The following is a 13,791-nucleotide window of genomic DNA, read 5'->3' as shown; positions in this document are numbered from 1 at the left end:
GAGGCCGCTGCGCAAAAAGACGCCGTCGATGCTTAACAATCGCGGCCAGGCGCGGTGCCGGCAAGGCCTCGCCCCCCGGCCGAGTATGCGAGGTTAACGACGCGAACGCACAATCTGATAACGCCGGGTTAAATACCCCACCGGCGCGCTCCATACATGCACCAGCCGGGTGAAAGGGAAAACCAGAAATAGCGTCATACCCAACACCAAGTGCACGCGGTATACCCACTCCACGCCGTCCAGATGGTCAGACGCATGACCGTGAAACGTCACAATCGCCTGCGCCCAGTCAACCAGTTTCATCATATCGTGACCGTCCATATGACGCCGTGAAAACAGAATGGTCAACAGCCCCAGCAGGCATTGCGTCACCAGCATCAGCAGGATCACGCTATCCATCAGGGTGGAGGTGGCGCGTATGCGCGGGTGCGTCAACCGCCGTTTCAGCAGCAGTAATCCGCCGATGAGCGTCATGATGCCAAAGACGCCGCCGGCCGCCATCGCCATTTGCTGCTTGACGGCAATCGACAGGAAGGGCTGGTAAACCCAGTGCGGCGTCAGTAGTCCCAAGAGGTGGCCAAAAAAGATGCCGAGAATGCCGAGGTGAAAGAGGTTGGAGGCCAGCCGCATACCTTGCTTATCCAGCATCTGGCTTGACGAGGCGCGCCAGCTATATTGCCCGTAGTCATAGCGTAGCCAGCTGCCTATCAGGAATACCGTGCCGCACAGATAGGGGTAAATGTCGAAAAACCACATCGTTAAATAGTGCATCAGCGTTTTCCCCCCGCGGTGGGATGGAGATAATACGGCTGCACATCATCACGACAGCGCCGCTGATGTTGCCGCACCGCACTCCTGTTACAAGGGTTGTCATCCATGAAGGTTACGCGTTCTTCTTCCCACACGGCATCCAGCGCATCGCGCGTATCATCGCGCGGCTCGCCGGCGATTTGCTGCGCCATGCCATTGCTGCTAAGCGGGCTGTTGGCCAGGGTCAATAGCGCATCAAACAGCGCGCTGTAGTCACTTTGACGCTGTTGCAAGCGGCCGCCGACCAGCGCCAGAATCGGCGCGATATCCAGTAATCCCTGCCGCGCCTCGCCCGCAGGACGAAGACTTAAATACTCCAAATACAGCGGCAGATAATCGGGTAATTCGCGGCGCTTGAGCGCCAACCCCGCTTGCTCATACTGCGCCAGCAGATCGACCATTGCCTGGCCGCGGTCGCGTGATTGTGCGTGCACATGCTCGAACAGAAGCAGCGACGTTGCACGGCCCCGCTCGAACAGCGCACACCAGTCGGCCTGCTTATCCAGCGGTCGGGCGGTAAGATAACGCTGAAGAAACGGCAATAGGGACGGCTGTTGTTGCACCGCAAGCGCCAGGAGTTCTTCCTGATGCGCCCATAGACTTTCATCAGGGTAATCAAGCAATAAGCTGAAGAATTTTAAGATTCTCATCCGCCACCTCCGCTTTTATCGCTTACATCGATGGCATCAATCCGCCGGCTGTTGAACAGGTTGAATCGACTGTCGCTGCCGTGACAGCCGTCGCCAAAACTGAAACCGCAGCCGTTGCGTTGCCAGAAGGCGTCGCGCGCAAGCTCACGATGGCTGCTGGGGATGACAAAACGATCTTCGTCATTCGCAATGGCCAAATAGCGGTACATCTCCTCCGCCTGCGTTGCACTTAGACCCACCTCTTGCAGCGCGCGCGTATCCGTCACGCCGTCCACGGTTTGTGAGCGTTTGTAATGACGCATCGCCATCAGGCGCTTTAGAGCACGCAACACGGGGACGGTATCCCCTGCGGTCAGCATATTGGCGAGATACTGCACGGGAATGCGCAAACTTTCGACGTCGGGTAGGACGCCGTTGGCGTGCTGCAGCCCGCCGCTATCGGCCACCGATTGGATGGGCGATAACGGCGGTACATACCACACCATGGGCAACGTGCGATATTCCGGGTGCAGCGGCAGCGCCAACTGCCAGTCCACGGCCAATTTCCAGACGGGCGACGCCTGCGCCGCGTCAATCACATTTTGCGTAATGCCCTGCTTGCGCGCTTGTGCAACCACGGCGGGATCGCCGGGATCTAAAAATATCTCGCGCTGGCGCTCATACAGTCGGTGCTCTGCTTCGGTGCCGGCGGCGTCGGCAATGCTATCCGCGTCATACAGCAACACGCCGAGATAGCGAATACGGCCAACGCAGGTTTCCGCGCAGAGGGTTGGCATGCCGGACTCAATGCGGGGATAACAGAAAAGGCATTTTTCAGACTTGCCGCTTTTCCAGTTGAAGTAGATTTTCTTGTACGGACAACCGCTGATGCACATACGCCAGCCACGGCATCTATCCTGGTCGATGAGCACGATTCCGTCTTCTTCGCGCTTGTAGATGGCGCCGCTCGGGCAGGTGGCGACACAGCTGGGGTTAAGACAGTGTTCACACAGGCGCGGCAGATACAGCATGAACGTGTGCTCGAACTGGCCGTAGATTTCTTTTTGCAGCCGGGCAAAGTTACTGTCCGCCGCACGTTGGCTAAACTCGCCACCCAGCAGCTCTTCCCAGTTGGGGCCGCCGACAATGTTGTCCATGCGCTCACCGCTAATCAACGACCGCGGGCGCGCCGTCGGCTGAGCATGGCCGGCTTTAGCGTTGTGCAGCGTTTGGTAGTCATAGGTAAACGGCTCATAATAATCATCTATGCCCGGTACTACCGGGTTGGCGAAGAGGTTAGACAGCACCGATGCGCGATGCCCCAGGCGCGGTAGGAGTCGACCGTTAATTTTGCGCAGCCAGCCCCCCCGCCATTTTTGCTGATCTTCCCACGCGTTCGGATAACCGATGCCGGGTTTGGTTTCGACGTTGTTAAACCAGGCGTACTCCACTCCCTCGCGGCTAGTCCAGACGTTTTTGCAGGTGACCGAGCAGGTGTGGCAGCCGATACATTTATCGAGATTAAGCACCATGCCGATTTGCGCGCGAATTTTCATCTCGTCGCCTCCTGGACCCCATCGCGGCCCTCATCGTCCAGCCAGTTCACCCGCTTCATTTTGCGTATCATGATGAATTCATCGCGATTGGACCCGACGGTACCGTAATAATTGAAACCGTATGCCAGTTGCGCGTAGCCGCCTATCATGTGGGTCGGTTTCGGGCAGACGCGCGTCACCGAATTATGGATCCCGCCGCGCATGCCGGTGACTTCCGAACCGGGGAGGTTTATTAAACGCTCCTGCGCGTGGTACATCATCGTCATTCCCGCCGGTATGCGTTGACTGACCACCGCACGCGCCGTCAGCGCGCCGTTAGCGTTGAAGGCTTCAATCCAGTCGTTGTCGGCTATGCCAAGTTCACGGGCATCGCTCTCGCTCATCCAGACGATGGGCCCACCGCGCGACAACGTCAGCATCAGCAGGTTGTCGCTGTAGGTGGAGTGGATGCCCCATTTCTGGTGCGGCGTCAGGAAGTTCAGCGCCTTCTCCGGGAATCCGTTGGCGGGAATATGCTGTAGACCAGCCAGGCTGCGCGTATCCACCGGCGGACGATAAGCCACCAGACTTTCACCGAAGGCGCGCATCCACGGATGGTCCTGATACAACTGCTGACGACCGCTTAGCGTGCGCCACGGTATCAATTCATGCACGTTGGTGTAGCCGGCGTTATAGGCGACGTGCTCAGCTTCCAGCCCCGACCAGGTTGGGCTAGAGATGATTTTGCGCGGCTGCGCCTGAATATCGCGAAAGCGGATTTTTTCCTCCTCTTTTGGCCGCGCCAGGTGCGCGTGATCGCGGCCGGTAAATTCACTCAGCGCCCGCCAGGCTTTTACCGCCACCCGACCGTTGGTTTCCGGCGCCAGCGTGAGAATCATCTCGGCGGCATCAATCGCGCTATTGAGCTGCGGTTGTCCCTTGGCCGGCCCGTTTGATTTGACATGATTCAGCTGGCGTAATAGCTCGACTTCTTTATCGGTATTCCAGCGTATGCCCTTGCCGCCGTTGCCGAGCTGTTCCAGCAGCGGGCCGACGGCGGTGAAGCGTTCATAGGTCGCCGGATAATCACGCTGCACGCTGATGATATGCGGCGCGGTCTGGCCGGGGATCAGATCGCACTCCCCTTTTTTCCAGTCGCGGATGTCACCGCCCTGGGCCAGTTCGGCCGGGGTGTCATGCTGAATAGGTTGCAGCACGACATCGGTTTCAACACCGAGATGGCCGACGCACAGCTGCGAAAAGGTTTTGGCGATACCCTTGTAAATCTCCCAATCGCTTTTCGACTCCCACGCCGGATCGACCGCGGCGGAAAGCGGGTGGATAAACGGATGCATGTCGGAGGTGTTCATGTCGTCTTTTTCATACCAGGTGGCAGTAGGAAGGACGATGTCGGAGAACAGGCAGGTACTCGACATGCGGAAGTCGAGCGTGACCAGCAAGTCCAATTTCCCTTCAAGCGCTGCCGTGCGCCACTCCACTTCCTTAGGCATAAGCGCCTCATCCGTCAGCGGTTCACCCTGTATGCCGCTTTCGGCACCGAGCAGATAGCGCAGCATGTATTCATGCCCTTTGCCGGAGGAACCCAACAGGTTGGAGCGCCAAATAAACATATTGCGCGGATGATTGTTGCCGCTCTCCGGCTGTTCGCAGGCCATACGCAGTTCGCCCGATTTAAGCGCACACGCGGTCCAATCTTCGGCTGATTGCCCGGCCAGCCGTGCTTTGGCGGCGATGTACAGCGGATTAACATTGAGCTGCGGCGAAGAGGGCAACCAGCCCATGCGCTCGGCGCGCACGTTAAAATCGAGCAAATGACCCGCATAGTCCCCGGCATCCGCCAGCGGCGACAGCAGCGCCTGCGCCTGCAATTTCTCATAACGCCATTGGCTGGCGTGATTGTAGAAAAAGGAGGTGCTATTCATCTGACGCGGCGGACGATGCCAATCGAGCGCAAAGGCCAGCGGCAGCCATCCCGTTTGCGGCCGAAGTTTCTCCTGACCGACATAGTGCGCCCAGCCGCCGCCGCTCTGGCCGACGCAGCCACAAAAAATCAGCATGTTGATCAGCGCGCGGTAGCTCATATCCATGTGATACCAGTGGTTGATGCCCGCACCGAGGATGATCATCGCCCGGCCATGGGTTTTATGGGCGCTGGCGCCAAACTCACGGGCGATTTGCGCGATCTGCTCACGCGGGACGCCGCAAATCTGCTCGGCCCATGCCGGTGAATAGGCGCGTATCTCGTGATAGCCGCGCGCGCAGTTGTTGTCATCAAGACCGCGATCGACGCCGTAATTGGCGAGGGTAAGATCATAAACCGTGGTGACCGGCACCCGGGAACCGTCGGCCAGCCGCAGAAATTTTACCGGCAGTTTATGCACCAGGATGGCGTCTTGCTTCACATGACGAAAATGCGGGTTCTCCAGCCCGCCAAAATACGCAAAAGCCACATCCAGCACGTCATCGCGCTGCTCAAGCAGGCTGAGCAGCCACTCGGTCGCCTGACCGTTGGCTTTCTGTTCAAGATTCCATTTCCCCGTTTCCCCCCAGCGAAAACCGATCGAGCCATTCGGCACCGCTAATTCACCCGCGCTGTCGAAGGCGACGGTTTTCCATTGCGGATTATTCTCCTCGCCGAGGTTATTCACCAAATCGGCCGCGCGCAGCTGGCGGCCCGGGACGAAACTGCCGTCTTCACGTGCATCAAGCACCACCAGTAGCGGCATATCGGTATAGCGCCGGACATAATTCAGGAAGTATTCGCTGGGATTTTGCAAATGAAACTCGGTGAGTAACACATGCCCCATCGCCAGGGCCAAGGCGCTGTCGGTACCTTGCTTTGGCGCCAGCCACTGGTCGCTCAGTTTGGCGACTTCGGCATAATCAGGCGTAACCGCAACGGTTTTGGTCCCTTTGTAACGCACTTCGGTAAAAAAATGCGCGTCCGGCGTACGCGTTTGCGGTACGTTGGACCCCCAGGCAATGATATAGCTGGCGTTGTACCAGTCGGCGGATTCCGGCACGTCCGTCTGTTCACCCCAGGTCATCGGCGATGCGGGGGGGAGATCGCAATACCAGTCGTAAAAGCTCAAACAGGTTCCGCCAAGCAGCGACAGATAGCGCGTCCCCGCAGCGTAAGACACCATCGACATGGCGGGGATGGGCGAAAACCCCACCACGCGATCCGGCCCGACGTTTTTAATCGTCCAGATATTGGCCGCGGCAATCAGCGGATTAAGCTCCTGCCAGCTGGAACGGACAAACCCGCCGCGGCCACGCTGCGCTTTATAGTGTTGACATTTTTGCTCATCGGCCATGATTGACTGCCAGGCCGCCACCGGATCGTGATGCTGGCAGCGCGCTTCCCGCCACAGTTCAAGCAGCGCCTGGCGAATTAACGGGTATTTTAAGCGATTGGCACTGTAGAGATACCACGAATAGCTGGCACCGCGCGGGCAGCCGCGCGGCTCGTGATTGGGTATGTCCGGCCGGGTACGCGGATAATCCGTTTGCTGCGTTTCCCACGTCACCAAACCGTTTTTGACATAGATCTTCCAGCTACAGGAGCCGGTACAGTTAACGCCGTGGGTAGAACGCACCATTTTGTCGTATTGCCAGCGTTGGCGATAACTGTCTTCCCAGTCACGATTGGTGTGGTACACCTGCCCATGACCCGCGGCAAAGGTTTCCCCTTTCTGCTTGAAATAGCGAAAGCGGTCAAGGAGTTTACTCATGGCGCTTCTCCAGTAAGGGCGCAAGCCCCGTCAGATGACTTCATTGCCAAGACGCAGGGTGCTTCGCTGACGGCGCAATGGCCTTGAGAGATCATTAATGCACAGCCGATGTCGGCAACGGGTAAGTCCTCTCGCCCGCCATCGTCGAACCCCGATGATTCGCGCAGCGCTGTAGGGTGTAGCAAGCAACCCGCTTAGGGTGCCCGGCGTCGAGCCTTGCCGTTTTCAGCCAAGCCAGGTCCGGCCGCGCAAGAAGGCGCTAGCGCCAATTCCGCGTGCAATATTGCCGGTACTATGCGCCCCTCCATTTCAGCCACCGCTAAGGGACAGGCGGTAGCAAGAGTGGCAGCTTAAATAACTCCGCCGCGCGCTGAAATGATAATCACCTTCCCGACATGTGCTCTGAGCACCGGCCAAATAAATGAATGAGGTGCATAAAATAAGCCGAACCGCTACAAAACAGTGGTTTAATTAAGAGGCTAACACAGGAGAAAATAACCGCCTCGCATTTCAACCCACCCATTATGGCCTATACAGCAGGTGCTATTTTTAACGCCGGCAATAAAGCTTCGGCCATATCACAGACACTCGCACGGGCAATAACGTGTCCGTTACGCGCTAAAATAAGGGCCTTTGCCATGGCTATTGGCTTAATAACGCCGTTTCAGCAGGCCCTTTTCTACTTATTGCGCTGGTTTGTTAATGAAACGACGAAACAGCGCAAGCGACCGGCATAAGAGTAAAATAACCGCGCTATAAAGCTGATAAACGCCTAAGCCGATTAATTATGGAAATGCTAACATTACAAAAAAGTCTCTTGCATGATATATGTCAAATTCCACAACCTTGATTTAAATGGAAGCTAAACGGAAAGGGATCTTTATTTAACAGAGGCTAAGCGGAGAGTAACAAAAATGACCAGGACGCGCCCCTGGTACCGGTCACCTTCAGCGCAGGCGCTGATCAAAATCGCGGCGACGAAGATCGTTCCGTTGCGGGTGACGTGCCTTCAACTACCGGCACGTCGCGCGCGTTCATTCGGCACAGCGGCAAACGGTATTCAATCCACAATTGAAATGCCGCTACCCGGTCCCGGCACCGGGAACGTTGCTCACCTCCGCCAACCGCTGTTGCACGAATGGCCGCTCGCGCAGCAGAAGGTCGCCCCTTGCAGCGTGCCGTTGAGCTTATACGTTTGCGCTGGTAGCGCAAGCGCATAACAGGTCATTGCCGCTCGTTTTAAACGGCCCTGCTTTAGTGGGATTCATTTACCAGGCGGCGCAATTTGCCAAAGCCAAAGCAGGGAAGCGTTTAAACGTGTAAGCGTGTAAGCGTGTAAGCGTGTAAGCGTGTAAGCGTGTAAGCGTGTAAATAAGTAAATGTGTAAATGTGTAAACGTGTAAACGTGTAAACGTGTAAACGTGGCTTGCGGCGCGACACACCGACTGTCATCGTGGTGTATTTATCTATCAACGCCGCGAATTAAAGCCTATTGGTTAAACACAAAATCATGCAATATGAACGAAAAAAAAACAGCCTTGGACAGGCTTGGCGTATCAATTCTGACCAATATCACAAAAATATTAGGCATTAACAGCCTCTATGACGATAATTTTCGGCTGCAAAAAAGATTCGGGAATATAATAATCAAAGCTTAAATCTTTGCAAAACTCTCTGAATTGCTGAATATTATGAACATTTGCCCTTTGATACAGCCCGCAAAGCCTATTTTCTACCGTGCGATGTGAAATTCCCAGGCGGAGCGCTATTTCCTTGCTGCTCAACCCTTGATAAGAAAAGAAGATAATTTCGAGCTCTCGCTCCGTAAAAGTGTTATCCGACAAATGCGTCGTTAACTTAACCGGCGATTTACCGTTGATATAATTCATGGCTGAGAAAAAGAGTAAGGGTCTGGCTTCAGAAATGGTGCCTACAACGTTGCCCTGCTCATCAAAAAAAGGTTTTATATCAAAAATATAAGGCTGGATGCAGTTTTCTCTGCCGAATGCTGATGTAACAACTAACGATAGCGAAACGCTCTTTTCCATTACTATTTTATCATAATGTTTAAACTCATCCTCAAAAACATTTATCCAGTGAGGGACTTGTGCGAGTGATTTCCCTTCAATACTGAATGATGCAGGCAAATCGAGGAGTGCGAACATCGCTGGATTAATATAAACATACCGCGCCTCGTTATCGCGAATAAAACAAGCATCATCTTGATTTTCATAAAGATAAATAAGCTGCCTGGAGATATTTTCCCGTTTGAGGGGGATACATAGACCACTCATCAAACATCATCCTTGAGAATTAAGCATACTATTAAGGAGTGGTCAGTATTGACGACGGCGGGATAAAATTACATCATTGAATTTCCCTTATTGACAGGGCGAAGATAGCATGTTAACTGGATCGGCTTACCTAGGTGGATCATGCAGATGCCTAATTTATCGCGAAACACTACTGTTGGCAGTTTTTAATAACCTTACTAAAGTAATGCGAAGCGTGTTGCCATGAAAGCCATCATCGTCAGCCAAATTTTCAGCGGTTAACTGCGCACTCTCTGGCGCCCCTATTCCTAGACCAAAGTGGTCTAAAATGCGAGTTTTTTTAGATGCTTTCAGACTTAAGCTTGAGCCTGATGGGTCAAGGCTCAAGCCAACGAAACCGTTCTATTTCCTAAGTGCGGATTTTATGGTCATCAAGAGCCAATAAATTATGCCAGCCGCAAAAATAGAATTCACAGAAGGGATCCCATTTTTGAGATACACCCCCACGGTACTGCCCAAAGCGCAGGAGATAATAGCGACTAAATGAGTGATTGGCATTGATACGTCATTAGGGAGTTTGCCCAGTTTACGTGATCTCTCCAGATGATGTCGACTCGTACGTAAAATATAATAGTCAACCAACATCACACCCGCGATGGGAGGAAAAATTAAACCAAGCGCCATCAAGAAGGGAATGAAAGCCTCCAAAACGCCTGACAATGACAATAATGTGCCGAGCAAGCCTATCAGCAACGTTACGGCGGTATAATTGAATCTCTTACCGGTCAGCATTTCAAGAAAGCCAATGATATTAATAGAGGCGGAGTATAAATTGGTGTCATTAACCTTGATGGCGGATAATATAACCGTAAGAACGCCAATCCAACCCGCCGTATGAATCATGATCTCTACAACATTCGAGGTACCCAACGCATGAGCGACTAATATAGCTATTCCATTGATAAAGAATTCACCGATAATCACCGAGGACGTTATCATCCAAAATACGTGTTTACCGTTTTTACAATATCGGCTTGTATCAGGCGTTATCAAGGCGCCTACGATAAACAGACCCGCAACCATGGTTGCCCCCTCTCCAATCGAAATACCCTCACCCAGGGGAGAGGAAGAATATAAACTTTCGCCAGTGTGTTTCACAATCTCGTGATAACACATATAAAATATTACTGCCAAAAAAAGCGGAACCGCAATCTTTGCCGTGATGCTTAGTGCGTTGAAACCAAAAGCCACTAGCAAAGAAAATACGAGTCCGCTTATTACTGAGCACCAGAAATAATTGATATGACTTCCTAGCACGGTGAGCAAGCTTTGGGCAATCAGTGCGATGTTTACGCCAAACCAGCCTAACAGGCTGATTGAAATGGCGAGTCCGATAAGCATGGATCCTGACTTCCCAAAGCCGCACCATCGGGATAAGACACTGGTGGAAAGACCTTCTCGCATACCGGCATACCCGAGACCGAAACTGACAAAAACCAAAATGATGCTGCCTAAAGTCGTCGCCAGCATGGCCTGAAAGAATGTCATGCCATGACCCAATGTGGTACCCAGCATGAATTGTGCTAGAGATGTCGCCATGCCCATACGAACAAGGGTCACATTAAATAAACTAACTCTTTCGTTTATTGGCACTCTATTGAAAGCATAGGCATCACGTTTATTTTCTTCCATGAAATAATCTCTCCTTTTTTGATTTCATTTTCATTCTACAAGATAAAACGGTTAATTGTGATGATTAAACTTGACAAAATCCTGCTGACGGAAAGACTATCCTATAAGCTTGAACAGATTTATCTCTTGCATTGAACCCATTTATCGAGAACTGTTCTTGATGTTTTTGCAGGTCATTATTCTATATGCTTCACACTTCAACACTTTTCTCTTTAAGCTTCACGAGGAAATTAATATCATGGGAAATCGTAAGAATCATTTAAAATCATACTTAAAATCACCTCAGTCGTTGATCTCCTTCATTAAAAACAGCTCGGATCATTGGCTGATTAAAGACAATGAGGCAAAATACGTCTTCGTAAACGATTCAGCCACTGAGTTCTTTCGATTTCCCAAGAAATTCAATGCGGAAGGAAGGACAGATAAAGAAGTTCCTACAGATATTTGCCAAGAACTCTGGCCCGAATTTATCGCCAGCGACGAAAAGGTGATCAAAGAAAATAGAAAAATAATATCTATAGCCATTCATCATTATGGTAAAGGTAATACCACTACGCTTGTGCCACATTATGCTGAAAGAGCACCGCTTTATGATGACGATAACAAACTCATTGGTATCGTTACGCATGGAAGGCGTCTTGACGTACCTGAATTACTTTATTATATGAATCGGCTTAATAAAAAGACCATTCAAATAGATGCTGACAATGAACTTTTCACCAAAAGGGAGCTTGAAATTATCTTTTGGGCGCAACAGAGGCTTAGCGCCAAAGAAATTGCTAAACGACTCGCTATTTCCTATAAAACGGTTGAAGTGCACCTCATGAATATTTACAACAAGGCCGGCGTGCACAGTCTGGTTCAGCTTATTGAATATTGCCGGCATACCGGCCTTGATAAATACATACCTTTGGATTTTATCCGCAAAGGAGTGCAATTGATCGACTAGCCAACCAGCGATAAGGGCGCCAAGGTAGCCCGGTTCGGTTCGTTGCGGAACGACGGGGTATCTGGGCTATTCTGGCCCTGAGGGAGACGGGCGCTTGTTTATCTCACGGGGGGACACAGGCGGTATATCAGGGGACAGGGTCCCCTGAGTCGGTGGTTAGCGGCCCGTTTGGGCTTCATCCTGATCAACGGCGAAACACGCCACCAGTTGATCGCCGTAGCCTTTCAGCTGCGGTTGCAGCACGGTGCAGGAGCCAAATCGGCGCCGGCAACGTGCGTTGAAGGCACAGCCCGGCGGCGGGTTTAGCGGGCTCGGCAGCTCGCCGGTCAGCTTTATCCGCTCGCGGCGCAGATCGGGATTGAGCCGGGGCGTGGCGGACAGCAGCGCCTGGGTGTAGGGATGACGCGGATTGTTGAAAATCGCGTCTTTGCTGCCCTTCTCGACGCAGCGGCCCAAGTACATCACCATCACGTCGTCGGCGATGTGCTCTACCACCGATAAATCGTGTGAGATAAACACGTAGGACAACCCCATCTCCTGCTGCAGGTCCATCATCAGATTCAAGACCTGCGCCCGTACCGAAACATCCAGCGCGGACACCGGTTCGTCGGCGATGACCACATCCGGATCCAGCATCAGACCGCGGGCGATAGCGATGCGCTGCCGCTGGCCGCCGGAAAACATATGGGGATAGCGATCATAGTGTTCGGTTTTCAACCCCACTTTCGCCATCATCGCCAGCGCTTTTTCCCGGCGCTCCGCCCGGCTAAGCGAGGTATTGATCTGCAGCGGCTCCTCCAGAATTTGTCCCACTTTTTTACGCGGATTCAGCGATCCATAGGGGTTCTGGAAAACTATCTGGATCTTCTGGCGGCGCAGATGCTCGGCGGTACGGTCAGGCTTGAGCAGATCTTGCCCGAGGTAATACAGCTCGCCGCCGCTCGGCGTTTCGATCATGGTCAACAAACGTCCCAGGGTCGACTTACCGCAACCCGACTCGCCGACCACCGCCAGGGTTTTCCCGCGCTCAAGGGTAAAAGAGACCCCGTCGAGCGCTTTCACCAGTTTCTCTTCGGCAAACAGCCCTTTCTTGACCGGATAATATTTTTTCAGATCCACGGCATGCAGTAGCGAGGTGGACCGGTTATCGATAATGATTTCGCTCATCGGGTGGGCCTCCCGGCATCATCCAGCGGATAGTGACATTTGGACTGACGGTCCGGCAAGGTGCGCAGCGCCGGCTCCGACTGGCGACAATGGTCGGTAGCATAGGGGCAGCGCGGGTTAAGCAGACAGCCCGACGGGCGATCATATTTGCCCGGTACGGTGCCCGGCAGCGACGCCAGACGCGCCTTATCGGCGGCAAATTCCGGCAGGGCGCGCAGCAGCGCCTGGGTGTAGGGATGACGCGGCGCGCGGAAAATTTCCGTCGCCTTGCCGGTTTCCACCACCTGTCCGGCGTACATCACGATAATATGGTGCGCCGCTTCCGCCACCAGCGCCAAATCGTGGGTAATCAGTACCAACGCCATGTTCTCGCGCTGTTGCAGATCGAGCAACAGCTCGATAATTTGCGCCTGGATGGTGACGTCCAGCGCGGTAGTCGGTTCATCGGCAATCAGCAGCTTGGGCCGACAAGCGATGGCCATGGCTATCATCACGCGCTGGCTCATACCGCCGGATAGCTGATGCGGATACACGTCCAGCCGGGAGGCCGGATCGGGAATGCCCACCAGCGTCAGCAGATCGATGGCGCGCTGGCGGCGGGTCCGGCGGTTGCCGCCCTGGTGAACTTTGATGGCTTCCATGATCTGGAAGCCCACCGTGTAACAGGGGTTCAAGCTGGTCATCGGATCCTGGAAAATCATGGCCATATCGGCGCCGATCAGTTGGCGGCGCTCGTTGTCGGAAATTTTCTGCAGATCGCGGCCGTTGAACACCAGATTGTCGGCCATCACTTTGCCGGGATAATCAATCAATCCCATCACGGCCAGCGAGCTGACCGATTTACCCGAGCCGGATTCGCCGACGATGCCCAGCACCTGGCCCTGTTCCACCTGGTAGCTGATTCGGTCAACGGCGCGAAACGGGGTACCCTCATCGCCGAAATGGACCGACAGTTTGTCTATGGATAATAACGCCATTGCA

Annotated in this window: 9 protein-coding genes; 1 reads left to right on the top strand and 8 read right to left on the bottom strand. The window is 53.5% G+C overall.

From position 1 onward, the window contains the following. Nucleotides 1–93: 93 nt before the first annotated feature. The 6 genes from narI to SANT_RS00840 form a co-directional block, all read right to left on the bottom strand. Nucleotides 94–771, bottom strand: a complete 678-nt coding sequence (narI, locus tag SANT_RS00870) for a respiratory nitrate reductase subunit gamma (protein WP_025420441.1) — start codon at nucleotides 769–771, stop codon at nucleotides 94–96. After that, complete coding sequence (gene narJ, locus SANT_RS00865; RefSeq protein ID WP_025420440.1) at nucleotides 771–1,460, bottom strand: nitrate reductase molybdenum cofactor assembly chaperone; 690 nt, start codon at nucleotides 1,458–1,460, stop codon at nucleotides 771–773. The genes narI and narJ overlap by 1 nt, the downstream gene beginning before the upstream one ends. Then, nucleotides 1,457–2,995: a nitrate reductase subunit beta gene (narH, locus tag SANT_RS00860; protein ID WP_025420439.1), complete on the bottom strand. Its 1,539-nt coding sequence runs from the start codon at nucleotides 2,993–2,995 to the stop codon at nucleotides 1,457–1,459. Before narH ends, narJ begins: the two co-directional genes overlap by 4 nt. Next, on the bottom strand, nucleotides 2,992–6,729 hold the full coding sequence (locus SANT_RS00855; protein ID WP_025420438.1) for a nitrate reductase subunit alpha: 3,738 nt from the start codon (nucleotides 6,727–6,729) through the stop codon (nucleotides 2,992–2,994). Before SANT_RS00855 ends, narH begins: the two co-directional genes overlap by 4 nt. 1,583 nt (nucleotides 6,730–8,312) lie before the next feature. After that, the gene (locus SANT_RS00845) at nucleotides 8,313–9,023 is read right to left on the bottom strand and encodes a helix-turn-helix transcriptional regulator (protein ID WP_038668062.1); all 711 of its coding nucleotides are present in this window, start codon (nucleotides 9,021–9,023) and stop codon (nucleotides 8,313–8,315) included. Between the two features lie 381 nt (nucleotides 9,024–9,404). Beyond that, on the bottom strand, nucleotides 9,405–10,694 hold the full coding sequence (locus SANT_RS00840; RefSeq protein ID WP_025420435.1) for a purine-cytosine permease family protein: 1,290 nt from the start codon (nucleotides 10,692–10,694) through the stop codon (nucleotides 9,405–9,407). A gap of 238 nt (nucleotides 10,695–10,932) precedes the next feature. On the opposite strand from SANT_RS00840, the gene SANT_RS00835 reads away from it, so the two are divergent. Then, nucleotides 10,933–11,643, top strand: coding sequence for a PAS and helix-turn-helix domain-containing protein (locus SANT_RS00835; protein WP_158500141.1), 711 nt, complete (start codon nucleotides 10,933–10,935; stop codon nucleotides 11,641–11,643). Between the two features lie 156 nt (nucleotides 11,644–11,799). On the opposite strand, the gene dppF is transcribed toward SANT_RS00835, so the two are convergent. Together dppF and dppD are read right to left on the bottom strand one after the other, a co-directional pair. Then, nucleotides 11,800–12,810, bottom strand: a complete 1,011-nt coding sequence (dppF, locus tag SANT_RS00830) for a dipeptide ABC transporter ATP-binding subunit DppF (protein WP_051440066.1) — start codon at nucleotides 12,808–12,810, stop codon at nucleotides 11,800–11,802. Continuing rightward, a complete protein-coding gene (dppD, locus tag SANT_RS00825; RefSeq protein WP_025420432.1) occupies nucleotides 12,807–13,787 on the bottom strand; it encodes a dipeptide ABC transporter ATP-binding protein in 981 nt (326 codons plus the stop codon). Before dppD ends, dppF begins: the two co-directional genes overlap by 4 nt. Nucleotides 13,788–13,791 lie beyond the last annotated feature (4 nt).

The sequence above is a fragment of the Sodalis praecaptivus genome (assembly GCF_000517425.1).
Lineage (GTDB): Bacteria > Pseudomonadota > Gammaproteobacteria > Enterobacterales > Enterobacteriaceae > Sodalis_A > Sodalis_A praecaptivus.
This window is presented reverse-complemented; position numbering and strand designations above follow the sequence as displayed.